The following is a 23,598-nucleotide window of genomic DNA, read 5'->3' as shown; positions in this document are numbered from 1 at the left end:
AAAGGAACCAACTTATGCACCCCGACCTGGGGTCATTACCCGGCCGCTCCAGCCGCCGGCCGGCTACCGATCGACGCGGGCCCGGCCGGGGTTCGCTGGACACCGCCCTGTGGTGTGCCCGCCGGGGCTGGCCCGTCCACCCACTCGCTCCCGGACGCAAGACCCCCGCGGCCAACTGCCGAGGCTGCCGGTCCCATCCCCACGCCCCCGACCACTGCGCGTGCCTGCGCGAAGACCGCTGGTGCCACGGCTTCCACGCCGCCACCACCGACCCGGACCTCATCACCGCGTGGTGGCACCACCAACCGCGCTTCGGCGTCGGCGTCGCCTGCGGCCCGGCCGGTCTCGTTGTCGTCGACGTCGACGCCCATCCGTCGCCGCTGCCCGGACACGGCCGACTGCTGCCGGGGATCCACATCCCCGACACCGTACGGCTCGACGGCCTGCGGAGCGGCTTCCACAGCCTCGCCCTCTTGGCCGCGCTGCGCGGCCAGGACGATCCCGTCAACGACGCGACGACCCTGCGGGTGCGCACCCCGTCAGGGGGCATGCACCTGTGGTACCGGGCCGACCCGGCATCCTCCGCCCGTCCCTGGCGCTGCTCCACCGGCTCCGGTACCGGCCGGGCCCTGGCCTGGCAGGTCGACGTACGGGCGCACGGCGGCTACATCGTCGCCCCTGGTACGAGGACGGCCGCGGGCACCTACACCCCGTACGACCCGGCCGCCCTGCCGGCCCCCCTGCCCGGTTGGCTCGCCGCCGAACTGGAGCGCACCGGCCACCGCCCCGCCCCGCCTTCACCCCGGACGACCCCCACACCCCGCACGGGCTCCGCGGTACCCGCGCGAGGCCGTGCGGCCGTCGCCGCGGCGGGCGGATACCGCGGCGCCGCCGCCCCGGCACTCACCGCGGCACTCACCGCGGTCCTGGCCCCCGTCACCGGCTGCGCGTCCGCGCCGCAGGGCACCGGCTTCACGGAGAAGCTCAACCGGGCCTCCTTCACCATCGGCGGACTCGTCGGCGCCGGCCGGATGAGCCCGGCGGAAGCGGAAGCCGCACTCATGGCGGCCGCCGCGCACGCCCGCCCGGGACGGGAGCACCACAGCCTGCGCATCGTCCGCAGCGGCATGACCGCGGGCTCTCGGCGGCCCCTCTACGCGGGAGCCCTCCGGTGAGCCAATCAGCTTCGTCCCACTCCTCCCACTCCTCCCTCTCGTCCCACTCTTCCCATCCGGCTTTCGACGCCGTCGAGATCGCCCGCCAGATCATCCTGCAGACCGCATCCGCACCCGCAGCCGTTGCGGAACCCGTTGCGCCGCCGGCCGTTCCCGTGCCACCGGCGGCGTCGGCGAGCGGCCTGCTCCCCGACTCCCTGAGCGACCGCGGCAACGCCAAGCTCTTCGTACAGCTCTACGGGAGGGACTTCAGGCACGTCCCCGGCCTCGGCTGGTACCGGTGGTCGGGGCACCGGTGGGAACCCGACGAAGACGACGCCGTCATCTGGGCCGCCGGCGAGATGGCGGAGTCCCTCGCCGAGAGCGACCCGCACGGCCGGCACGGCAGCACCGCGCTGCGCCGCCACCGTAGACGCGGCCTGTCCACCTCCGGCATGAAGGCCATGCTGGCCCAGGCCAAGGCCGCACCCGGCATGGTCCTCAACGCCGCGCTGCTCGACGCCGATCCGTACGCCCTGTGCACGCCCGCCGGCATCGTCGACCTGGCCACCGGGGCCGTCGCACAGCCCGACCCCGACAAGCACTACCACTCGCGTGCCACCAGCGTCAGTGCCAGACTCATGGCCACCCCGCGGTGGCAGCGCTTCCTCACCGACACGTTCGGCGACGACCTCGAGGGCGCCGACATGGTCGACTTCCTCCAGTTGCTGCTGGGCTACTCCATCACCGGGGACGTCGGAGCCCAGGTCATGCCGTTCCTCTACGGGCAGGGCAAGAACGGCAAGAGCGTCCTGCTCGACGTCATGGTCAAGCTCCTGGGCGACTACGCGGACGCCGCCCCGCCCGGCTTCCTGATGGCCCGCCCCTTCGAGGGCCACCCCACCGACCTGGCCGAACTGCACGGCCGCCGCATCATCGTCTGCTCCGAACTCAAGCCCGGAGACCGCTTCGACGAAGCCCGCGTCAAACTCCTCACCGGCGGCGACCGGCTCAAGGCACGGCGCATGCGGCAGGACTTCTTCAGCTTCGAACCCACCCACAAGCTGTGGCTCCTGGGCAACCACCGGCCCGAGGTCGGCACGGGCGGCTACGCGTTCTGGCGCCGGATGCGGCTGATCCCCTTCGAGCAGGTCGTCGCCGACAACCGCAAGGTCGACAACCTCGCCGACGTCCTGGTCACCGAGGAGGGGCCGGGCATCCTGCAGTGGCTGATCGACGGCGCGGGCCGCTACCTCAACGGCCCCCGCGACCTGACCGGCCCGCGGCAGGTCCGGATCGCCACCAGCGCCTACGCCGAGACCGAGGACCACACGGGCCGCTTCCTGAGCGAGGCCTGCACCGTCCAACCCCAGCTGCGCGCCGAGCAGGCCCAGCTGTACACCAGCTACAAGGCCTGGTGCCGACTCGAAGGCGCAACGCCCATGTCCTCCCGTGCCTTTGCCGCACGGGTCCGCGAAACCGTGGGCATCGCCAGCCCCAAGGGAATGATCCTTTCGAACCAGCGGAAGTTCTACCCCGGCATCGGACTCAACCCTGTAGCGGGAGACACCGCATGAGCGCCCTCATCCAACCCGAGCAGATCGCGCACGAGAGCCGACTCGTCTGGCTCGAAGACACCAGCGCACTCGACTACGTCCGCCAGACCCTGGACCGGCTCCCCACCCGCACGGGCAGGCCCCCGTACCACCGCGGCGGCCGCATGGTCGGCTACGCGGTCCTGACCCCCGATGCCCGCTCCTCGCGCGCCTCCGGCACCTTCCTGCGCCGCGTGTTCTGGCTGCTGCCCCACGACCGCGACGGCAAGCCGGACGGCCTCTACGTGTGCGGCGCCCCTTCGGAAGCGGTCGATCCCCGGACGATCGCTCCGTGCGTCAAGGGCTACAAGACCCAGCGCTCCGAAGGTGGTCCCGCATCGGAGGCCATGCGCGAACTGGGCATCAGCCTGCCCGAGCACTGAGGCCGCCCTTCCGCTCCTGACCCGCGGGCACGCCACGAGCGACCCAACCGACGCCCGCTGCGACCCGTCCCGCCGCCGCAACCGGGCCGGACCGGCCGGACACACGGGGACGGACGCCCGGCCGGCGGCTCCGACGGCTCGGTAGCTCCTCCCTCCTTCCCCACCAAACCGCAGGTCAAAGCGTCTTACTTCCCAACCCACTGCCCGCCCCAGCGACCGTAGCGACCCGACAGGTCATCTATGAGCACCCCCTTGGATGCTCAGGTACTCCATAAACCCGTCATAGACCGCGGCCTCCGGTCGCTTCGGTCGCTGACCGGCGTGGAGGAGCGGCGTGGAAGGGCGGCGTGGAAGGGCGGCGTGGAGAAGAAGGAGCCCTCACCAGGAGAGAGAACAGCAGGGCCGGAGGTTCATCCCCGCATGCGCGCAGGGAGCAGGGAGCAGTTCGACTGCGGCGTCGTCCGGGGGGCGCGACATTATGCAGCCGATCGGCGGAAGCGTGGGTGTGGGCCTCCATAGAACGGATGTCTCGGCGTCCGTCATCGTGCCTGGCCCGGCGCCCGACGGCCGTCACGACCCGAGACACGGCCCCCGGCCACCCCTCGATCCAGCTATCCCGACCCGGTGCACGGCGGATATAGTGTGGGAACCAACTGTTACTCAGGCACTTGAGGCCCTCCACCATGGTGGAGGGCCTCAAGTCTTTTCCAGCGCCGGCACCGGCCGAGGCCCAAGGGCCCGGCCCGTCAGGCCACCTGGAGCTTGGGGCGGCCCGTCGGGGTCGGCGGGGCCTGGTGGTACGTCGGCAGCTTCAGGTTCGGCAGGTCGCCCGCCTGGATGCGGGCGAGGGCTGCGCGGAACGCCGCCTCCATGGCCTGCGGGCTCTCGTACTTCGCCGCGAGCGGGTGGAGCCGGTACGAGTTGCCCGTGCGCTCCTCGCTGCGCGGCCGCAGCACGATGTTCAGGTCGCACAGCGGCGCCATGAGCCCGCTGACGGCCTGGGGCGTGACCCCGTACTCGGCCGCCATGTCCTTCTGCCGGACCGGCAGCGTCCCGCCGAAGTCGCTGCGGGAGACGAGGTACTGGAGGAACTTGACGGCGGACCCTGACAGCGGCAGGGCCCAAATGCGCTCCGCGACGATCGGAGACATGACGTTAGCCATGGGAGGACAGCCTTCCTCGTGAACGGTCGCCTGTGTGCTGGCCGTACTGGCCTGGCAGCGCTATCACCCGGTTCTCTTCCTTCCACGAAAGCTGTCCTCTGCCCCGAAGTCGAGGTCCAGCTCCTCCTGATGGGCCCCTTCCGGCCCCATCGCGTAGGGGAACGCTCCGGGGTCGTGGTCGTGCTTCTCGGCGATGTCGGCGAGCACCTCGTGCTGGGCCGTGCTGTTGCCGTGGAACCACAGGCGCACGTTGATCTGGATCCGGCCGTTGCCGGCCTTCTCCACCCAGTTGTAGCCGCACAGTGCCTGCACCGCGCGGTTCACCGTGGAGCGCGTGATCATCTTGCCGTCCTTCTGGGCGGCGATCTTGTTCAGTCCGTCCGTGATCTCCTGCTGCGTGTACTGGGTGATGCCGGTGCCCGGCATCTGCCCGCCGGCCACGAAGAGGAAGACGCACAGCTGGGACTTGGTGATGCTGTTCGCGACGGCCAGCTGCGCCAGCAGCTGGGTGAACCAGTTGCTGGCCAGGCTGTACCCGGCGCCCCCGGCCATGTCGTGGACGGCCTTGGGGTCCGCCGCGTACTCGAAGTGGACTCCCTTGAGCCGGCGTCGGCCGCTCGGGTCGGCGGCATGGGCCACCTGTTCCCCGAGTTGCTGGCCCAGGACGGCCAGGATGTCGCCGTACTCGGCTTCGTTGCCGGCGGCCGTGGGGACGGGGACAGGCCGGGGCCCGCGCTGTCGACGACGGGCGGGCGGATCAGATGTCACAGGACCTCCTTGTTACTCAGGCGGTCCGAGGGTATCCAAAAAATCAACTGGTGCTTGTCTTTTGCCGCGTCGGCGCGGCGAAAGTCGCCTCTGGGTTGCGTCCTGGCACGGCCTGTTCGATCCAGGCCCCGAAACTACACGACACGTGAAGTTATTTTGCCCTCAAGCCCCGAAAGTCCACGACTCCTTGATTTATGTGTGTCGTGATGGCGACACATTCGGGGGTTCCGGCGTTCGAGCGCAGCGTCGTGGCGGCGTTGTGCCCGACTCTCTGACCTGCGGCGATGGAAGGCGGATGGGCAGCCGCAGAAAGTACACGGGTGCTTGAGTTTTTCGCGAAATGTGCTCGCCAGGTACACATTTGGGAGCACCAAATGTGTCCTGGGGGACACATACCCTCGGACGAACCTGCAGGTCAGAGGCCGTGTCGCGGCCGCGCCCTCTTATTAAAGAGCAACGTTCCCGACGCCGTCAGCGACCGCTCGCCTTCGGTGAGTTGAGCCACCGATGTGCTCTGCCTGACACACCGACAACCAAGGGCCGCACCACGGATCACCCCTCATGGACCTCAGCCGACACACCTTGACCTCCATCAACCTCTCTTGGCGACGGCGCTGAATACCCCCTCCTCAGCCCGGTCCGGCCCGGGTCGTCTTTTGGCTGCTGCCCTCATGCCCAGTGAGGGCGCCCTGCGCCCGAGGGGTGCACCGCCGACCGTCAGGGAGGTGGTGCAGGGCGTGAGGGGGAGCGGGTCCAGGGCGCCCTAGCGCCTGGCGAGGGGGTCTGGGGGGCGAGTAGCCCCCCATGCCAAGGCCGGTCCAGCGCGGCCAGGCGCTGGCGGGGTCCAGGGGCTGGCCCCTGGGACTCACGGTCCGCGGATGACGATGGACAAGACCCCTGTTCCGGCGGGCGCCAAGAGTTGATGGCTTCACCCCAGACCGGGCCAAGCGCAGATTTCCGGTGCAACGGTCCAAAACCGACCCACAGAACAGCACCTCAGGAGCCCGATCTCGATCGGGTCTGGGTGATGTGACCTTCCCTCAGCTCGAAGCCCGTCAGCGGGCCGCTCAGGGCGTTCCTGTTGTCCAGAACGGCCTGAGCCGCCCTGGGGAGTCCCCTGATCGGCTCAATCCGGACAGGCGGACGTCGCCGTGCGGGCTTCCTCACTGCGCACCCGAGACGCCCGGCCGGCTGTCTTTCCGCGTCCGGCGGCGGGCCCGCCTTTCGGTACAACATCTGGCATAGGTGGGCAACATGGTGCGGTGTGGCGCTTCACCTTCTGGCCCAGAGGTTAGTAAGGTACCCACATGACCGCTCCATACGATCCGGAAGTCAGGGAAAAGGTAGTCGTCAAGCTGCCGGCGTCCCTGCGGCAGGAACTCAAGGTCCGCGCAGCCCAGTTGGGCGTGGACATCCAGGACGCCGTCACCGAGGGCGTCCACGCCTGGCGTGCCGACGCGTCGGCGGCGACTCCGGTGGACACCTCCGGTGGCGCCTCGTTCTCCACCTATCTCCCCACCGGCCTCTACGGGGAGTTCAAGGAGGACTGCAGAGTGCGCGAAGTCCCGTACAACCAGGGCGTCGCCCAGTCGATCCGGCTGTGGCTCGACACCCACCCGTCCCCCACCGGCCGGCGCCGGCCCTCCAGCGAGGGCGCCCGCCGGATCGTGGTCTGCAACCAGAAGGGCGGTGTGGGCAAGAGCGCCATCAGCAACGGCCTCTCCCAGGCACTAGCCGAGACGGGCGCGCGCGTCTGCGTCATCGATTTCGACCCGCAGGGCCACCTGACCCGCCACCTCGGCGCGGAAATGCTCGGCATCAAGGAGCCGAGCCTCGCCAAGCACATGCTCGGGGAGATCGAGGGCCGCGTCCGCGAGCTGCTCGTGCCCATCGAGCACGGTGTGTTCGCCGGCCGCCTCTTCCTGCTGCCGTCCTGCAAGGACGCCTTCCTCCTCGACGCCCGGCTGGCCACCACGCGCCACGTCCGGACGAAGGAAACCGCTCTGGAGAAGGCCCTGGAGGATCTGGAGGAGGAGTTCGACTACATCGTCGTCGACTGCCCGCCCAGCCTCGGCTACACCATGGACACCGCGCTCTACTACGCGCGGACCCGTGAGGGCGAAGCCGAGAAGACCTCCGGCATCATCGTCCCCGTCCAGGCCGAGGACACCTCCGCCGACGCGTACGACATGCTCAGCGAGCAGCTCGAGGACCTGATCGACGACCTCGACATCGAGATCGCCCAGCTCGGCTTCGTCGTCAACCTCTACGACAGCCGCAAGGGCTTCGTCGTCACCTCCTCCCTCAACAGTTGGAAGGAGTTCGGTGACCCGCCGGTCATCACGGTCATCGGCGACCTTAAGGAGCAGCGCGAAGCGGTGCGCGTCAAGCTGCCCCTGCTGCACTACGCACCCGAATGCGAGCAGGCCGAAGCCATGCGGGAGATCGCCCGGAGGATCGCGGCATGAGCAAGAGCGACCTCCTCGGCACCGGAGCCGCCTTCAGCAACGCCCGCCGCAGCAGCGGACGCAGCGAGCGCGGGCGGGCCAAGGCCATCGCCCAGGGCGACGTACCGGCGTACGAGCTCATCCGCGTCCCCCTCGACCAGGTCTCCGCGACGCCCCTCAACCCCCGCCGGAACTTCGGCACGGACGAGGAGAAGACCCGCTTCGGCGAGGAGCTGCGCGAAGCCCAGCTCTCCGCGTGCGTCGTGGTCACCCGCGACGCGTACCTGGGGCTGTGGCCGGACCACGCGTCCGGGATCGGGCCGGCCTCGTACGTCCTCATCAACGGCGAGCGCCGCTTCCGCAGCGCCCTGCACGTGGGGCTGGAGTCGCTGGACTTCGTCGTACGCGACGACCTCGCCGCCTCCCGGACCGACTTCATCGACCACCTCCTCGCCGAGAACCTCGAACGCGAGGACTTCGACGTGATCGAGCGCGCCCGAGGCGTACAGCAGCTCGTCGACACCTGCGCGGACGAGGGCCGGGAGCACGGCGCCAAGTCCCGCGCCGCGGAGCGACTGGGCCGCTCGCCGTCGTGGGTGACCAACCAGCTGGTGCTGCTGGAACTCCCCGAAGAGATCCAGGGCATGCTGAGCTCGGGAGACCTGCCGGAGCGGGACGGCCGCCTCCTCGCCCGTACGGCGAAGGACCGGCCCGGTGCGGACGCGGCCGAGCTGCTCGCCTTCCTGAAGGAGAGCAAGGAACAGGAAGCCCAGGTCAAGGCGGTCCAGCGGGAGATCCTGCGCGGCGCGCAAGAGACCGACGCGGTGCCGGTCCCGGCGCCTGTACGGACCGGGGTGACCCAGGCCGGGGGAGTCCCCGATCACGCGGAGCGGGATCAGCAGTCGGCCCGACTTTTGTCCGCGGACAAAAGTCCGGAGCTGTCGGCCGAGGCCCCGGAGCAGACCCCGGTGGCCGACCGACTTTTGTCCGCGGACAAAAGTCCAGAGCTGTCGGCCGATGCCTCGGAACACACCCCGGAGCCGGACCGACTTTTGTCCGCGGACAAAAGTCGGGCGCCCGAGAGCCTGCCGGCGGCGGCTCAGGAACGGGTCGTGCCCGTAGCGGCAGAGCCCCTTCGGGCGCGCGAACCGGAGGGCGTCATCCCGTCCCAGGCCAGGGGAGCGGGCACGGACCCGGTCCTGTGGCAGGACCCGAGCGCCGTGTACGAGGCCATCTCGGCGAACATGTCGGCCAAGCACCGCGAGGAGCTCACGCTGCTCCTGATGGAGAACAACTGACGGAACCGGCACGGCCGCTGATCCGTACCTAGGGGCCCACCGCGAGCGATCTCCGCCGCGGTGGGCCCCTCGTGTCATCTCTCGACCGTGCTACTCAGACCTGGTCGGTCCGGGCTTCGTGCAGTGCGGCATGCAGGGCGTGGATGACGGCCGCGTACTTCTCCGCATTCTCCGGTGACTGCCGTGCGCGGTGGTAGGCCCAGTCCAAGGCACACGTCGTCGGTGTCGCGCCGCGGCCGAGCAGCCAGCGCGCCATCTGCAGCCACGTCGCCGTCCTCCGCAGCCCGCGTCAGCCGATCTGATATCTCCATACGCGGATCATCGCCGGTCGTCCGGACGGGCTTGTCGCACCGGACCTTGAGCCGTCTCATCGAAGTTTGAGCACGGCCTCCGCGGTCTCCTGCGCGGTGAGTCCAGTGGAGTCGAGGACGTTCGTCTCGTACGGGCCGAGGTCGACAAAACCGTCGTAGATCTGGCCGAGAATCTCCCGGTCGGTAAGCGGGTGCTGGGAGCGGCCCGTCCCGCGGTCGAGCACGGTCTCCCGATCGGGTCGGAGCACCACATAGGACAGGCTGACCCCCGCGGCCCGGGCCGCCGTCTCGTAAGCACCCAGGAACCACGGCCCGACCACCCCGTCCACCACGGTGCGGTAGCCGCCTGCGGCATATCCGGCTGCGGCCCGTGCGATCACCCCGGTGACGGTCTCGTTCTGCGCCTGCGCCTCCGGCAGATACGGCGCCACAGCCCCCTGCTTGATCGCCGCATAGAAGTCGTCCGTGTGCAGATGCACGCCGGGAGACAGCATGCTCTCGGCCAGGATCCGCGCGACGGTCGTCTTCCCCGAGCCCGAGGGCCCGCTCACCAGAATGATCTCCATTCTTCCTACCCTAGGCCCTCGTCAACGGGCTCGGACTTCGGTGAGACCGCTCGAACTTCGCTGCGACCGGTCAAGCGGTCAGGAACGCCCGGAGTGGCGCGTACGCGGGCCCCGACTTTTGTCCGCGGACAAAAGTCGGGGCCCTCACGCCTCCGGACAAGCTCCTCGGCGGAGGGCGGGAACAGCGCTCGAAAGCCGCTCCGCTCGGAGCGTGCCGGGCGGGCGCGTGGAACGCGGGTGCTGTGCGCGGGAGCGGTGACTGGGTAGATTGCGGGTCACCGCCGTGCGGCGGATCCCGCGATGCGGGGATGGCCCCTTCTAGGGAAACCGACGTCATGTGCCCCGCGTGTGCGGGGATGCCGAGTCGGCTTCACAGCCTGGTAGAGCTCGTAGGCGTGCGCCTCGTCGATGATCACGGTTTTGCAGGACAGTCCGAACAGCCGCAGCATCCAGTGACGTGCGGGCTGGGCGGCGAGTACGAGCTGATCGACGGTCCCGAGGGAGAACGTGGCCTCCGGCGCGGTCGCGTCGATCAGGCCGTGGACGAACGGCTCGGCCGACGCGGTGGGATGGACGACGGCGAGCGTGGCCTCCGCGCGAGCGGCCCCCGCACGCATGAAGTGCTCGACTTCCTTGCTCCGCTCGTCCTCGTATGCAGTGCGGATGGCCTGGGCGGTGACGTCCCGGCCGCGTACCCGGATACCCAGGTCGGCGGCCGTGGCGTCCTGGGACTGGATGGCGAAGACCCGTCGGACGACCGCCTCTGCAGATGTCTCCCGTGCTCCGCCGGCCAGGGCCTGGGCGTGGGCCCGCAGCCTGCCGAGGCTTTCGTGGTCATGCATCGGGCTGTGCTTCTCATCCAGCGCGGTCAGGAGACGGCCTTGTCGAGGATGCCGGCGAGTTCGGCGGGCGCGGACAGCATCGGCCAGTGCCCGGTGGGCAGATCGAAGCGCCGCCATGGCGGCTGGTTCAGGAAGGCCAGCATCGGCACCCCGGCATCCAGCAGTCCCGTGAAGTCATGGCAGGCGACCAGGACACGGTCCACACCGGGACCGGGCTCGGCCGGGCCGTCGAGACGCTGGGTGAAGGCGCCGAACGGCTGAGGGGTGGCACGCGAGCGCAGAACGTCCCGCTGGCCCTCATCGAGCCCGTCGAGGCTGCTGGACAAGCCCAGGACCTCAAACGGCGGCATCGGTAGCCGCCACCCGTCGCCAGAAGCGTCGACCTGCTGGCGCAGCTGGTCCGCTGCCTGCGGTGGCATGAGGTCGAGCATGCACATGCCCGCGGCGAACGGGGCGCTGTCCACATAGACCACGCGCTCCAGCCGGTCGCCGAGACATCCGGCTGCCCCGGTCACCGGGGCAGCCGCGTAGCTGTGGGCGACCAGCGTGACGTCGCGCAGATCGTTCCGCTCGACGAATCCGGTGATGTCCGCGATGTGCGTGTCCAGGTCCGTCTGGGGTCCGCCCTGGTCTGCGTGTTCGGCCAGGCCGGTCAGTGTCAGCGGCAGCGCTGTGTGGCCGCGCTCTCGCAGAGCGCGGGCGGTGTCTTCCCAGGCCCACGCCCCGAGCCAGGCGCCGGGAACGAGTACGAAGGTGGCCATGTGATCTCCCTGAAGTGAGGTGCTGCTCGGAGCGTAGAGTCGATACAGGACAGAATCCGCCCTGAAATGTCGAGTGATCCATGTCGCATCCCCTGACACGTGTGCTGACCCTGCTGGAACTCCTCCAGTCAAACGCCCGACTTACCGGGGCAGAGCTGGCAGACCGCCTGGATACTGACGTCCGCACGGTGCGCCGGTACACCGCCCACCTGCGGGAACTGGGCATCCCCGTGGAGGCCGAACGTGGCCGCCACGGCGGCTATCGACTGGCCCGCGGTTACCGGATGCCACCCCTGGTCCTCACCAACGACGAGGCTCTCGCCGTTGTACTGGGTCTGCTCGCCGCGGAACGTCTGGGTATGAGCACGGCCGCACCGGCCGGTGCCGGTGCCCTGGCCAAGATCGAGCGGGTGCTCCCGCACGCCCTGCGCGAACCGCTCGCCGCCATGCGGGAGACCCTCTCGTTCACCGCCAACGCCGTCATCGGGCAGGCACCCGGGACCGGCGTCCTGCTGGCCCTGGCCCAGGCATCCCGCGCCCGGATCACGGTCGGCATCAGCCACCAGTCCTGGCGCCAGGAGCACACCGAACGCGACCTCGACTCCTACGGCGTGGTCTTCCACACCGGACGCTGGTACGTCGTCGGCCACGACCACCTCCGCGACAGCCTGCGGACCTTCCGTATCGATCGCATCGCCTCCGTCACGCCCCGAACCCGCCCTTTCACTACCCCGGACGGCTTCGACCCCGTCGCCTACCTGACCTCAAGCCTGGCCCAGGGGCCCTACCGCTGGCAGGTCGAGGTGACGATCCATGGCCCCCTCGATGCGATCGCCCGCCGGCTGCCTCGCTCAGCGGTGACCCTCACCGCCCAGCCCACCAGCGTCCTGATGCACGCACGGGCAGAACGGCTGGACGGTATGGCCCACATGCTCGCCTCCCTGGAATGGCCCTTCACCATCCATCACCCCGACGAACTACGACAGGCGCTCAAGAACCTCGCCGACCAGCTGACCGCAGCCGCTCAGCGGGAGCCGGAAGAACTACCGCAGTAAATGCCGGATTTACTGCGGCAGGGGCTCTACGGTGATCACCGCGACCTGCGGCGGGGCATTCCGGCCGCAGGGGCGAGGTGTGCGCATTTACTGCGGCAGCACCGGAAGCGTGGGGTGGGCATGGCGATCGAACCGGTGACCGAACTCGGAAGCGGGGGCGTGCTGCGGTTGCCGCGTGCCCGGGTGGTGCCCTTCGCCGCGCCGCCCGCGTCGTACACCGCGGCGGTCGAGCGGTACCTCACCGGCGCGGGCATCGCGAAGTCCTCCGCGCGGATCTACCGGATCTCACTGACGACGTGGGGGTGGATGCTCGCCGGCGAACCAGCACCGACCGGACCCGCGCGCCGGGGCGCGAAGCCGCCCGTCTTCCCCGTCGCGGCGATCGACGACCCGGCGCTGCCGGAGGCCCTGGCCGAACTGGCGGCGGCGCGGGCGGACGCGATGGACGCCGACACCGTCAACCGGGAGCTGTCCGTCGTGCGCAAGGCGATCGCCTGGTGGCAGCACCAGGGCTGGATCGTCGGCGACCCGACGATCGGCATCGAGCGGCGGCCGGCACCGCCGGACCGCACCAAGGCCCTGGCGGAGAACCAGATCGCCGCCCTGTGGCGCCTGGACGTCGGACTCCGGGAGAAAACGTGCTGGAAGATGCTCTATGAATCGGCGGCGAGAGCCGATGAGGTGCTGTGCCTGAACGTTGAGGATTTGCACCCGGGCGACAAGCGGGGCCGGACCCTGGCCAAGGGCGGGGCGACCGAGTGGATTCACTGGCAGTCCGGCACCGCCCAGTTGCTGCCCCGCCTGATCGCGGGCCGCAACCGCGGCCCGCTGTTCCTCACCGGACGCAAAGCACCGGCCGGGACACCGACGCTGGACGTGTGCCCGGAGACCGGGCGGGCGAGGCTGTCGTACCGCCGGGCCGAGGAGATCTTCGAGGAGAACACCCGACTGCTGGCCAACCCGCTCGCCTCACCCGAGGACATCGAGGACCTGGACGGTTTCACGCTGCACCGGCTCCGCCATAGCGCCTTGACGCACGACGCCGAGGGCGGCACCTCCACCCCGATGCTGCTGGCCCGCTCCCGCCACGCCTCCGTCCGCTCCCCGGAGCGGTACGCCCGCCCCGGCGTCGACTCGGTTGCCCGGCACGTCGCCGCACGCGACCCCGCTGCACGTCGCCGCACGTAAGCGGATCAGGGCTTCAAGATCATCTCGTTGCCCCTTTGGTGCGTATCTCGGTCACACCCCACGTACGCGTCGCGGCGCGCGGGAGTTGACGGCGTCTTCGGTGACGCTCCGGCCTGGGCCGTCCAGGCGTCCGGCGGCGGGGGACCCCGCGGCCACCGGGTGTCAGCCGACCTTGATCTGGTCGTAGACCGGAGTGCTGGACTGGTTGAGCGTCACGTTCGAGAGGCGCTTCGAGAATCCGGCGGTTCCGTTCTGGTACCAGAGCGGGATTACCGGCACTTGCTCGGCGAGGACCTTCTCGGCATCCACGAACAGGCTGGTCGCCCGGGCGAGGTCTGCCTCCTCCAGGGCTGCATCGACGCGACTGTCGAAGCGCTTGTCACTGAACATCGCATCGTTGGAAGGGGCTCCGGTGTAGTAGAGAGGCTTGAGGAATTCCTGGATGTACGGGTAGTCGCCCAGCCAGCCGGACCGGAAGGGACCGCGGACCTTGTGCGCGGTGACCTGGTCACGGAAGTCGGCGAACGTGCCGATCGGGTTGACGGTGCAGCTCGGGCCCTCGCCCAGCGCGTTGTTGATGCTGTTGCACACAGCATCCATCCACTCTCGGTGCGAGCCGGTGTCCATGTTCGAGGTCAGCGTCATCTTGCCGCCGGGCAGGCCACCACCCTCTTGGATGAGGCGTTTGGCCTCGGTGGGGTTGTACGTACAGACCTCACCGCACACGTCGTCGGAGAAGCCGCCCTTGGCCCGGAGGGCCGGGGAGGTCCAGTCCTTGGCCGGAATGCGGGTGCCGTGGAAGATCGTCCGGGTGATCTCGTCGCGATCGATCGCCATCGCGATGCCCTTGCGGACCTTCTCCATGCCCTCCTTGCTCCACTGGGGGTCGTACAGCGGGAAGGTGAGGGTCTGGATGCTGAGGGCCGGCTGGTTGATGTACCGGTCGCCGAGGTCGCTTCTGACCTGCTTCAGCTGCTGCACAGGGATGTCGTCGACGAGGTCGAGGTTCCCGGCGATCAGGTCCGTGTAGGCGGTGTTGCTGTCGGTGTAGACCTTCAGGTCCACGCCGCCGTTGCGCGCCTTGTCCTCGCCCGGGTAGCCGTCCCACTTGCGGAGCTTCAGCGCGGTGCCCTTGGTGTACGAGTCCACCGTGTACGGGCCGTTGCCGACGGGCTTGGCCAGCCAGCCTGCGTGGTCGGTGAAGAAGGCCTTGGGCAGCGGGAGGAAGGTCTGGTAGCCGAGGGTCTGCGGCCAGGTGCCGTTCTTCTGCTTGAGGGCGACCGTGAAGGTCTTGTCGTCCTTGACGACGAGGCCGGACATGGTCTTGGCCTTGGGCTCGCCAGTGGCCGGGTGCAGATCGTCGTATCCGACGATGTCCGAGAAGTGCGCTCCGTTCTTCTGCTGGTTGCGTACGTCGGCCGCGTAGTTCCAGGCGTCGACGAACGACTGCGAGGTCACAGGGTCACCATTGGTGAACTTCCAGCCGTCCTTGACGGTGATGGTGAAGTTCTGGCTGTCCGCCGTCTCGATCTTCTCGGCTAGCGCGTCCTTGGCCTCGCCGGTCTTCGGGTCGTACCGCTTGAGACCCCGGAAGATCATGTCCAGGACCTTGGCGCCTTGCGCCTCGTTGGTGTTGCCCGGCTCCAGCGGGCTCTGCGGGTCGCCCCAGGAGGAGCTGACGATGTCAGTGTCGCCACCACCGTCGGCGCCACTCCCGCCGCCGCATGCCGTCGCTGCGAGAGCGACAGCCACCACCCCTCCGGCCCACTTGGCCTGGCTGGCTCCGTGCATCGAGCGCCTCCCTGGTCCCAAGACTCATCCAGAACCCAATGTCACCCCACGAGGAGTCCCGTACACCTCCGGTTGGGCTGTCTGCGGCCACGCGCCCCACGGCTGTCACTCCTGGTGCCGCATCAGGCAACGTTCGCCCCCACTGACATCAACCCTGCGCCCGACAGTTCTGTCGGCTCGGTCGTCCCCGACTTTTGTCCGCGGACAAAAGTCGGGGACGACCGAGCCGATGAGCGGGAGTTGGAAGAAAGCTCTTAGCACTCCAGGTATCTTCGATACACGATCATGGTGCACGGTGATGGATACCGGGTGAGGGGGTGGCCAAGTGGGTTACGCGACGCCCATCTACGCCCCCGAGCAGGTCGCTTACCGCCTGAGCGAGGACTGCGGATGTGACCGGGCCGAGGATGCCCAAGTCGAGTACCGGCTCGCCGGGGAGAGCACGCTGCGGTGGATCGGCGGCGGGCTGGGTGAGGTGGGGCTCGTCGCCGGGGAACGGGTGGAGCCCGTCGTCGCGCACGCGCTGATGGACGGGCGGGACTGGCGTACCGGTGAGCAGCTCGTCGTGCGCAAGAAGGCCCTCGATCCGCGCGGGAAGCTCGCCGCGCGGGTGCTGGTGGACGCTCTCGGCGACGCGGCCGCCGGGGCCGGGTCCGGGATGACGGTCGCGGCGTACCTGGGGCGGCCCGTGCTCGCGAAGCGGTTCGCGCGGGCCGAGCGCGGGATCCTGCGGGACGGCGAGGCGCACTTGCTGCCGCTGGCCGATGCGGAGCAGTTGGCCGCTGCCGCCGGCATGGACCTGGACGGCTTGTACGGCGCGGACAGCGTGGCCGAGGCGCGGAAGTGGATGCGGCACCGCGTCGATGTCGGTCTGCGCGGCGTGGACATCACCCTCGACCTCCCGAAGAGCATCTCGGCCGCCTACGGCCTGGCCGGCGCCGAGCTCGCCGGGCGGATCGAGGAGGACTGGCTGGAGTCCGTAAGCGAGGCCGTCGACGCGCTGGAGCAGTGGGCGGCGTACGGGATGGCCGGCCATCACGGGGAGGGCCGGCAGGCCGAGCGGGTGAAGACGTCCGGGCTGATCGGCTGGACGACGCTGCACCGTTCCGCGCGCCCGGTGGACGGGTCGCCCGGCGACCCGCACCTGCACGTCCACGTGAACATCGCGCACATGGCCAAGTGCGCGGACGGCAAGTGGCGCACGATCGCGGGCGGAGGCGAGGACCTGCACCGTTACGCCCACCTCGTCAACGAGATCGCCGAAGGCCGGCTCCGGGCGCGGCTGGCGGAGTCGTACGGGGCCACGTTCGAGCGGTCGGAGCGCACCGGGGCGTGGGAGCTGGCCGGGATCGGCGAAGGGCTGCGCGAGGCGTTCTCCCGACGGCACCGGCAGGTCGTCGAGCTCGTGGGCGAGGGTGCTTCGCGGGAGCAGCAGAAGACGGCCGCCCGCAGGAGCGCGGAGGCCAAGGAGGAGGCCGGGCCGGGCGCGCCGCGGGAGGCCTGGCGTACTCGCGCGGCAGCCGTGCTCGGCCGCGGCGAGCACGGCACGGATGGCGAGCACGGCGCGGATGGCGAGCACGGCGCGGATGGGGCGGATGGGGCGGATGGCGGTGAGGACGCGGTCGACGCGATGGTCGCGGCCGCGCTGCCCGGCTGGGACGGGATCCCTCCCTCCTCGGACGGTGGCCCCCGGATGCCGGGACCGGCCGAGATCGCCGCCCAGATCTGGGACGCCGAACACGGGCTCACCGCGTCCCGCAAGACGGTCTCCCATACGCACGTCATGGCTGCCGTCGCCAAGACGCTGCCCGTCCTGCGGTCGGTCGAGCAGCTGACGGCACTCACGGACGAAGTCCTCGCCGTGGGCGGCCATGCGGTGCGCCTGGCCGACTCCAACCGCGGCCACCACGCCCACCGCCAGCGCTACGCGCACACCACGGTCGTGGCCGCCGAGCAGAGCGTGATCGAGTGCGCCACGGCCGGACTGGACCGGGGCCTGGCCCGGCTCACCGCCGAAGCCGCCGAGATGACGCTCGCCTCCGTCGAGGTCGCGAACGCGAACTCGAACTCCACCGACGGCCGTCCCTTCGCCTTCAGCGCCGAGCAGCGCGCCGTGGTGACACGGCTCCTGACCGGCGGGCACGCGGTCGACGCCGTCATCGGCGTGGCCGGCGCCGGCAAGACCACGCTCATGCGGGCCGCCCGGACCGGCTGGCAGGCGGCCGGACTGCGCGTCGTCGGCGCCTCCACGGCCGCGGTCGCCGCCGCGAACCTGGCCTCCGCGAACCTGGCCTCCGCGAACCTGGCCTCCGCGAACCTGGCCGCCGCGAACCCGGCCGCCGCGAACCCGGCCGCCGAGGCGGGCACCGAGGCGGGCACCGAGTCCCGGACCGTTGCCGCGTGGACCCGCGAGATCAGTGAAGGCCGCGGCCTGCACGGAGTCGGGGTACTCGTCCTCGACGAGGCGGCGATGGTCGACGACCGGGCGCTCGCCGCCCTCCTGCGGCACGCGGCCGCCACCGGCACCAAGGTCGTCGCCGTCGGCGACCCGCTCCAGCTGCGCGCCGTCGGCATCGGCGGCGCCTTCGCCCGCGTCCACCGCCTCGTCGGCGGACTGGAGCTCACGGAGAACCACCGCCAGCGCGACATCGTGGAACGGGCCGCCCTGCGGGACTGGCGGACCGGCGCCCGCACCAGCGCGCTCGCCGCCTTCGCCGCGCACGGCCGCGTCCACGCCGAGGACACCGCCGCCGAGTCCCTGACCGCGATGCTCGGTACCTGGAACGAAGCCCGTACCCGCTGGGCGGGCGACCCGCACGGGCAGGTCGCCGAGCTCCTGCTCCTCGCCGCCCGCCGCGCCGATGTCGCCGCCCTCAACGCCGGCGCCCGCGCCGCGCTCGTCGCCTGCGGTGAGCTGGAGCAGGGGCGTACGTACGCGGTCGCTGGCGGGGAGCGGATCGCCTTCGCGCCCGGGGACCTGGTCCACATCCGCCGCAACGACTACCGCAGCCGGCGGGACGCCTCCGAGGTCGACGTCCTGAACGGTTTCCGCGGCGTGGTCCTGGCGCTGGACGAGCGCCGGGGCGTACGCGTCCAGTGGCGCAGGCCGAGCCCGGATGCCGACGGGTTCGCCGCGTACGAGGCGTGGATGTCCGTCCGCGACATCGCCGAGGGCCGGCTCACCCACGCGTACGCCATGACCGTCGCCTCCGCGCAGGGGCTGACGGCCGAGGTCGCCATCGCCTACGGACTGCACACCGACTCCCGCACCCTCTACCCGGCCATGTCCCGCGCCCGCCGGGAGAGCCACCTCCACCTGCCGCTGGAGGAGCTGGAGGACCATCCCACCCGGGCCGCGCTCGGACCGGTCCGCAGCGACGCCGAGCGTTTGAACCGCGCGGTCGCCGCGTACGGACGTCGGCTCGAGGCAGACGCCGGGGACGTGATGGTCACCGACGAACTCGCCCGGACCGCCGCCAAGACGCAGGAGGCTCAGGAGGTTCAGGAGGTTCAAGAGACGCAGGATCAGGCGTACGCGTCCTGGCGCCGGCGCCCCTACGGCCACCTGCCCGCCCCGTACCTGACGGCCCGGCAGGCCGAGGAGCACGCAGCCGCGCGGCGTGCCCAGGAACTCGCGGACTCCTGCGAGCGCCGGGCCGCCGAGCAGCAGGACGCGCTGGACGCCGAGCCCACCCCGGGCGGGGCCTTCGCCGCAGCCGCGTACGAGGTCCTCGCCCGCGCCGGAGCCTGGACCGACCGGGCGCACGAGGAAGCCGGGCGCAGCGCGGCGGCGCGGCGGCACGCCGAGTCGGTGCGCCGCATCCGCGAGCGCATCGAGGCGTCCGGGCAGAAGGGCCGACTCGCCCTGCGCCTGGCCGGCACCAGCAAGAGGGAGACCCTCGCCCTCACCGACCAGTACCAACAGCAGTACGAGGCCGCGCTCTCCGACGCCGACCGGGCGTCGCGCGCCGCGGCCGAGGCACTGCGCGAAGCCGGTCAGGCCGTCGCCGCCCACCCGCACGTCTCCCTGCTCGGCCCGGGCGGGAACTGGACCCCGCCGAGGGACGCGCAGGAGATGGCCGCCCTCCTGGAGGCGATGCGTCAGCGCGTCCCGGTACTGGCCGCCCGCATGGACACCCGGATCGCCGAGGACGCCCAGAAACTGCGCACCGACGCGGCGGCGCACCGCGCCACGGCCGCACGGCACGACGACCGCGTGACCGTGATGCGACGCGAGGCAGCCCTGCGCGAGGAGATGCGCGCCGCGGCGCCGGCCCGCCACGCCCGCGAGACCGAGGAACGCACCGCGGCCCTGAGCGGCGGACAGGACCGGCCGCTCCCTCCGCCGGCTCCTGCCGCTGCGCCTGCCGCATCGACCCGGCCTCGGCTCGCACCGGTCTACGCCGCCGAGGACCGCGGTCCCCGCACGCCGAGCCGTTGATCTGACAGGCCTTCACAAGGAGCCGTCGGTGGCGATCGACCGGCTCTCCCGTGGCGGCGAGGTCTGCTCGCCCAGCGCAGCCCTGTGCCAGGCCCCGTCGGCGGGTGGCCCGACGCATGAGGGACAGCACTCCTGGCTCAAGGGCAAGAAGAAGCGCTTTCGGCATGTGGTTTGGGAGCCGCTTGGGCGGGGAGTGTGAGAGCCACCTGAGGGGGCCGCGGTCGCGAAAGGGCTTGCCCGGGCTACCGGGTGTGGTGTGGGGTTGGGCTGTTCGGCCGAGTGGACGCTGACGGGGGTGGGGTCGTGGAGATCGAGCTGGCGAATGCGGTGGCGGCAGTGCGTGATGAGCTGCTCGAGGCCGCGGCGCGTGGGGCGGGGCAGGACCTGGCATTCGAGGTCGGACCCGTGGAGCTGGAGTTCGCTGTGGAGTTGCGGGCGGATCTGAAGGCGAAAGCCGGATTCAAGGCGTGGGTGGTCACCGGGGACGTGGAGACGGGAGCGGCCCGAGCTCGTACGCACCGGGTGAAGATCACGCTCACTCCGCGACGGTCCGGTGGCGGCGACCTGTTGGTGGGTGGTGACGCCGGGCGCCTGCGGGGGCCGGGAGACCTCTCCGGTCACATCGAGAGCTGATCGTGCAGCGGGCCTGAAGTACGAGGGGGATTTCGGGGGCAGAGGGTGGATCGTGCGCGGGTGGTCGCTGTCGAGGGCGCGGGTGGGCCGGGGTCCGGGTATGTGATCGGTCCGCGGGTGGTGCTGACTTCCGCGCACGTGGTCCCCACGCCCGGCAGCACGGTGTCCCTGTTTCGGCCGGGCCAGGCGCCGGCCTGGTGCGGGACGGTGATCTGGCGTGGGACTCCCGGAGGACGCGACGATGCGGCCCTCGTCCGCATCGACGATCCCGCATGGCCCCCACCGCGCGGGGCGTCGGTTCGTTGGGGGCGCCTGGTAACCCACCGGCCGGGTACCGCGTGTGAGGCGTGGGGGGTTCCCGAGGTGGTGCAGCGGCCCGGCCGGCCGGTGGACACTTTGCAACCGTCGGGCACGCTCAACCCCGGAGACCGCTATGTCGGCAATCGGTACGTGATGAATCTGGGCCAGCACGCACCGGCCGCCACGACGGACGGGTCCTCTCCGTGGGGCGGAATGTCGGGGGCGGCGCTGTTCTGTGGCGACCTGCTGGCCGGTGTGATCGCCGGCGACCCCGCGGGCCGTTCCCACGCCAACCTCGAGGCCGTCCCCGCCTATGTACTGCTGCACGACCCTGCCTTCCGTGCCGCGCTTGCCGCACACGATCCCGTGGCCGGCATGGTGCTGGAGCCGATCGAATGGCAGCACCTGGCCGAGGCCGCCGACCCGGTGACCGCAGGCCTGGTCGGCTCCTCCGCAGCGCTGTTGCGGGCCCGACGCCAGATCGTGCCCTTCCGCGGCCGCACCAGCCTGATGAACGACCTGCGGGCCTGGAGCCAGGAGGACGGCTTCGGGGCCCGACTGCTGCACGGCCCCGGCGGCCAGGGCAAGACCCGCCTGGCCCAGCACTTCGCCGACACCCTGACTTCGGAAGGCTGGACCACCCTGTGGCTGCACAGGGATGCGGCCGTCGATGCCCTGGCGGTGCTCTCGCACGCGGCCGTCCCGCTGCTGGTCGTCGTCGACTACGCCGAGGCCCGCACCCCGCAGCTGACCGCGCTACTGGAAGCCGCCGCCCGTCACGGCGCCGGCAGCGGCAGCGCGTTCAGACTGCTGCTGCTGGCCCGCACCCCAGCCGACTGGTGGCCGGCGCTCCACGCGGCCAGCCCGATCGCCGAGGAACTACTGGACGGCGCCGACGCGATCGCCGTGCCTGCCCTGGAGCCCGAACCCGGGGCCGCGCGCACCCAGGGCTACCGCGAGGCGGTACACGGCTATGCAGCGCACCTGCCGCGGGTGCGCGGCTGGCAGCACCACGACTGGCCGGTCATCGCCGCCCGGCTCACTGCCCCCATGGCGGACCGCGCGGGTGCCGCGCTGGACCGTCCAGGTCTGGAAACCGCCCTGACCTTGCACATGACCGCACTGGCCGACCTGCTGGACAGTGCGGGCCAGGACCCGGCCGCAGTCTCCATCCCGGCCGGCTCCGGGACCAGGACCGCGGGCGCGCAGGGGGTCGAGGACCGACTGCTGGTCCACGAACGTCGCTACTGGACCACCACCGCCACCGCCCTCGGACTGCACCCGGCCCTGACCCTGAACACCCTCACCGACGCGCTGGCAGCGGCCTTCCTCCTCGGCGCCGAGAACCGAGCCCAGGCCGAGGAACTCCTGCACCGCGTCCCCGGCCTTGCCAAGCAGCCCGACGACCGGCTCGGCGCCGTACGCGGCTGGATCGCAGCCCTCTACCCCACACCGTCCGGCGGCCGCCCCTGGGACACCCTGCAGCCCGACCGACTGGTCGAGCGGTTCCTCGGCCGCCACCTTCAAGCCCACCCCGAACTTGCCGATCACCTCGTCCCCGACGCCACCGACAACCAAGCCACCCAACTCCTCACCCTTTACGTCCGGGCCGCCGCCCACCCGGTTTTCGACCACCGGCTCGACGAAGCCCTGACCACCTTGTGCGCGCGCCACGCCACGGTCCTGGCCGCACCGGCCATCGCCGTGATCACCCAGACCGAAGCCCCCCAGCCCCTCCTCGACGCCCTCCAGCAGATCACCGACGCCCCCGGTACCTCCCTGCCCGACCTGGAACAGCTCGCCGAGCGGCTGCCCCAGACCAGCCACAACCTCGCCCCCTGGGCCGCCCACCTCACCCAGCTCCTCGTCGACCACCACCGCACGCGCACCCGCGACCCCAACCACCTGCCCGACCTCGCCAGGAGTCTGAACAACCAGTCCAACCGGTTGAACGATCTGGGCCGACGGGAGGAGGCACTGGCTGCGATCACGGAGTCCGTGGACATGTACCGGGAGCTGGCCGGGCTGCGCCCCGATGCCTTCCTCCCCGACCTCGCCACCAGCCTGAGCAACCTGTCCGTCGATCTGGGGGGTCTGGGGCGGCTGGAGGAGGCACTGGCTGCGATCACGGAGTCCGTGGACGTGTACCGGGAGCTGGCCGGGTTGCGCCGCGACGCCTTCCTCCCCGACCTCGCCATGAGTCTGAACAACCTCTCCATCCGGTTGGGGGGGACTGGGGCGGCTGGAGGAGGCACTGGCTGCGATCACGGAGTCCGTGGACGTGTTCCGGGAGCTGGCCGGGCTGCGCCCCGACGCCTTCCTGCCCGACCTCGCCACCGTCCTGAACAACCTGTCCGTCGATCTGGGGGGTCTGGGACGACGGGAGGAGGCGCTGGCCGTGATCACGGAGGCCGTGGAGATCCGGCGGGAGCTGGCCGGGCTGCGCCCCGACGCTTTCCTGCCCAACCTCGCCATGAGTCTGAACAACCTCTCCATCCGGTTGGGGGGTCTGGGGCGACGGGAGGAGGCGCTGGCTGCGATCACGGAGGCCGTGGAGATCCGGCGGGAGCTGGCCGGGCTGCGCCCCGACGCCTTCCTGCCCGACCTCGCCATGAGTCTGAACAACCTCTCCAGTCATTTGGGGGATCTCGGCCGACGGGAGGAGGCGCTGGCTGCGATCACGGAGGCCGTGGAGATCCGGCGGGAGCTGGCCGGGCTGCACCCCGACGCCTTCCTGCCCGACCTCGCCACCAGCCTGAACAACCTCTCCAACCATTTGGGGGACCTGGGGCGACGGGAGGAAGGACTGGCTGCGATCACGGAGGCCGTGGAGATCCGGCGGGAGCTGGCCGGGCTGCGCCCCGACGCCTTCCTGCCCGACCTCGCCACCAGTCTGAACAAC

Annotated in this window: 18 protein-coding genes and 1 pseudogene; 11 read left to right on the top strand and 8 right to left on the bottom strand. The window is 70.8% G+C overall.

Annotated features, from left to right (window positions below):
• Positions 1-14 precede the first annotated feature (14 nt).
• The 3 genes from ACFWBY_RS33800 (at position 15) to ACFWBY_RS33790 (ending at position 3,132) form a co-directional block, all read left to right on the top strand.
• A complete protein-coding gene (locus ACFWBY_RS33800; RefSeq protein WP_385337123.1) occupies positions 15-1,175 on the top strand; it encodes a bifunctional DNA primase/polymerase in 1,161 nt (386 codons plus the stop codon).
• 77 nt (positions 1,176-1,252) lie between these two features.
• Positions 1,253-2,731, top strand: a complete 1,479-nt coding sequence (locus tag ACFWBY_RS33795; protein WP_385337284.1) for a phage/plasmid primase, P4 family — start codon at positions 1,253-1,255, stop codon at positions 2,729-2,731.
• Entirely contained in the window at positions 2,728-3,132 is a 405-nt protein-coding gene (locus ACFWBY_RS33790) for a DUF6009 family protein (RefSeq protein WP_385337120.1), read from the top strand. The genes ACFWBY_RS33795 and ACFWBY_RS33790 overlap by 4 nt, the downstream gene beginning before the upstream one ends.
• Before the next feature lie 746 nt (positions 3,133-3,878).
• Here ACFWBY_RS33790 and ACFWBY_RS33785 read toward each other — a convergent pair.
• Both ACFWBY_RS33785 and ACFWBY_RS33780 read right to left on the bottom strand, forming a co-directional pair.
• Positions 3,879-4,295 carry a hypothetical protein gene (locus ACFWBY_RS33785; protein WP_385337117.1) on the bottom strand — a complete coding sequence of 139 codons (417 nt, stop codon included), beginning with the start codon at positions 4,293-4,295 and terminating at the stop codon, positions 3,879-3,881.
• Positions 4,296-4,358: 63 nt separating this feature from the next.
• A complete protein-coding gene (locus tag ACFWBY_RS33780) occupies positions 4,359-5,063 on the bottom strand; it encodes a hypothetical protein (RefSeq protein ID WP_385337114.1) in 705 nt (234 codons plus the stop codon).
• 1,307 nt (positions 5,064-6,370) lie between these two features.
• Here ACFWBY_RS33780 and ACFWBY_RS33775 point away from each other — a divergent pair.
• Together ACFWBY_RS33775 and ACFWBY_RS33770 are read left to right on the top strand one after the other, a co-directional pair.
• Positions 6,371-7,531: a ParA family protein gene (locus tag ACFWBY_RS33775; RefSeq protein ID WP_385337111.1), complete on the top strand. Its 1,161-nt coding sequence runs from the start codon at positions 6,371-6,373 to the stop codon at positions 7,529-7,531.
• Complete coding sequence (locus ACFWBY_RS33770; RefSeq protein ID WP_385337108.1) at positions 7,528-8,808, top strand: ParB/RepB/Spo0J family partition protein; 1,281 nt, start codon at positions 7,528-7,530, stop codon at positions 8,806-8,808. Before ACFWBY_RS33775 ends, ACFWBY_RS33770 begins: the two co-directional genes overlap by 4 nt.
• A gap of 94 nt (positions 8,809-8,902) precedes the next feature.
• Here ACFWBY_RS33770 and ACFWBY_RS33765 read toward each other — a convergent pair whose 3' ends face one another.
• From ACFWBY_RS33765 to ACFWBY_RS33750, 4 genes are all read right to left on the bottom strand, one after another.
• A complete protein-coding gene (locus tag ACFWBY_RS33765; RefSeq protein WP_385337105.1) occupies positions 8,903-9,064 on the bottom strand; it encodes a hypothetical protein in 162 nt (53 codons plus the stop codon).
• Between the two features lie 111 nt (positions 9,065-9,175).
• Positions 9,176-9,685, bottom strand: coding sequence for an AAA family ATPase (locus ACFWBY_RS33760; RefSeq protein WP_385337102.1), 510 nt, complete (start codon positions 9,683-9,685; stop codon positions 9,176-9,178).
• A gap of 275 nt (positions 9,686-9,960) precedes the next feature.
• On the bottom strand, positions 9,961-10,527 hold the full coding sequence (locus ACFWBY_RS33755; RefSeq protein ID WP_385337099.1) for a hypothetical protein: 567 nt from the start codon (positions 10,525-10,527) through the stop codon (positions 9,961-9,963).
• 26 nt (positions 10,528-10,553) lie between these two features.
• Positions 10,554-11,288, bottom strand: a complete 735-nt coding sequence (locus ACFWBY_RS33750; RefSeq protein ID WP_385337097.1) for an alpha/beta fold hydrolase — start codon at positions 11,286-11,288, stop codon at positions 10,554-10,556.
• 80 nt (positions 11,289-11,368) lie between these two features.
• Between ACFWBY_RS33750 and ACFWBY_RS33745 the strand changes: the two genes are divergently transcribed.
• Positions 11,369-12,343, top strand: a complete 975-nt coding sequence (locus ACFWBY_RS33745) for a helix-turn-helix transcriptional regulator (RefSeq protein WP_385337094.1) — start codon at positions 11,369-11,371, stop codon at positions 12,341-12,343.
• A 120-nt stretch (positions 12,344-12,463) separates the two neighbouring features.
• A complete protein-coding gene (locus ACFWBY_RS33740) occupies positions 12,464-13,531 on the top strand; it encodes a tyrosine-type recombinase/integrase (RefSeq protein ID WP_385337091.1) in 1,068 nt (355 codons plus the stop codon).
• 162 nt (positions 13,532-13,693) lie between these two features.
• Here ACFWBY_RS33740 and ACFWBY_RS33735 read toward each other — a convergent pair whose 3' ends face one another.
• Positions 13,694-15,322 (bottom strand): ABC transporter substrate-binding protein, encoded by a 1,629-nt coding sequence (locus tag ACFWBY_RS33735; RefSeq protein WP_385337088.1) that lies wholly within the window; start codon positions 15,320-15,322, stop codon positions 13,694-13,696.
• A 325-nt stretch (positions 15,323-15,647) separates the two neighbouring features.
• Here ACFWBY_RS33735 and mobF point away from each other — a divergent pair, with 325 nt between their 5' ends.
• Positions 15,648-19,763 carry a MobF family relaxase gene (gene mobF / locus ACFWBY_RS33730; RefSeq protein ID WP_385342350.1) on the top strand — a complete coding sequence of 1,372 codons (4,116 nt, stop codon included), beginning with the start codon at positions 15,648-15,650 and terminating at the stop codon, positions 19,761-19,763.
• 303 nt (positions 19,764-20,066) lie between these two features.
• Complete coding sequence (locus tag ACFWBY_RS33725) at positions 20,067-20,396, top strand: trypco2 family protein (RefSeq protein ID WP_385342349.1); 330 nt, start codon at positions 20,067-20,069, stop codon at positions 20,394-20,396.
• 1,179 nt (positions 20,397-21,575) lie between these two features.
• On the opposite strand, the gene ACFWBY_RS33720 is transcribed toward ACFWBY_RS33725, so the two are convergent.
• On the bottom strand, positions 21,576-22,574 hold the full coding sequence (locus ACFWBY_RS33720; protein WP_385342347.1) for a hypothetical protein: 999 nt from the start codon (positions 22,572-22,574) through the stop codon (positions 21,576-21,578).
• A 69-nt stretch (positions 22,575-22,643) separates the two neighbouring features.
• Between ACFWBY_RS33720 and ACFWBY_RS33715 the strand changes: the two are divergent.
• Both ACFWBY_RS33715 and ACFWBY_RS33710 read left to right on the top strand, forming a co-directional pair.
• Positions 22,644-22,808: pseudogene (locus ACFWBY_RS33715) on the top strand (hypothetical protein); the annotation flags it as partial.
• Between the two features lie 163 nt (positions 22,809-22,971).
• The coding region (locus ACFWBY_RS33710; protein WP_385409744.1) for a tetratricopeptide repeat protein at positions 22,972-23,598 on the top strand (627 nt) is incomplete at its 3' end.

The sequence above is a fragment of the Streptomyces sp. NPDC060049 genome (assembly GCF_042736715.1).
Lineage (GTDB): Bacteria > Actinomycetota > Actinomycetes > Streptomycetales > Streptomycetaceae > Streptomyces.
Note: the sequence above shows the minus strand (reverse complement) of the source record. Positions and strands in the feature narration are given on the sequence as shown.

What these genes read in the sequence shown, in the direction of transcription:
- ACFWBY_RS33800 (WP_385337123.1), top strand. Translation starts at nt 15, where the DNA reads ATGCACCCCGACCTGGGGTCATTACCCGGCCGCTCCAGCCGCCGGCCG.
- ACFWBY_RS33790 (WP_385337120.1), top strand. Translation starts at nt 2,728, where the DNA reads ATGAGCGCCCTCATCCAACCCGAGCAGATCGCGCACGAGAGCCGACTC.
- ACFWBY_RS33785 (WP_385337117.1), bottom strand. Translation starts at nt 4,295, where the DNA reads ATGGCTAACGTCATGTCTCCGATCGTCGCGGAGCGCATTTGGGCCCTG.
- ACFWBY_RS33775 (WP_385337111.1), top strand. Translation starts at nt 6,371, where the DNA reads ATGACCGCTCCATACGATCCGGAAGTCAGGGAAAAGGTAGTCGTCAAG.
- ACFWBY_RS33770 (WP_385337108.1), top strand. Translation starts at nt 7,528, where the DNA reads ATGAGCAAGAGCGACCTCCTCGGCACCGGAGCCGCCTTCAGCAACGCC.
- ACFWBY_RS33765 (WP_385337105.1), bottom strand. Translation starts at nt 9,064, where the DNA reads ATGGCGCGCTGGCTGCTCGGCCGCGGCGCGACACCGACGACGTGTGCC.
- ACFWBY_RS33760 (WP_385337102.1), bottom strand. Translation starts at nt 9,685, where the DNA reads ATGGAGATCATTCTGGTGAGCGGGCCCTCGGGCTCGGGGAAGACGACC.
- ACFWBY_RS33755 (WP_385337099.1), bottom strand. Translation starts at nt 10,527, where the DNA reads ATGCATGACCACGAAAGCCTCGGCAGGCTGCGGGCCCACGCCCAGGCC.
- ACFWBY_RS33750 (WP_385337097.1), bottom strand. Translation starts at nt 11,288, where the DNA reads ATGGCCACCTTCGTACTCGTTCCCGGCGCCTGGCTCGGGGCGTGGGCC.
- ACFWBY_RS33745 (WP_385337094.1), top strand. Translation starts at nt 11,369, where the DNA reads ATGTCGCATCCCCTGACACGTGTGCTGACCCTGCTGGAACTCCTCCAG.
- ACFWBY_RS33740 (WP_385337091.1), top strand. Translation starts at nt 12,464, where the DNA reads ATGGCGATCGAACCGGTGACCGAACTCGGAAGCGGGGGCGTGCTGCGG.
- ACFWBY_RS33735 (WP_385337088.1), bottom strand. Translation starts at nt 15,322, where the DNA reads ATGCACGGAGCCAGCCAGGCCAAGTGGGCCGGAGGGGTGGTGGCTGTC.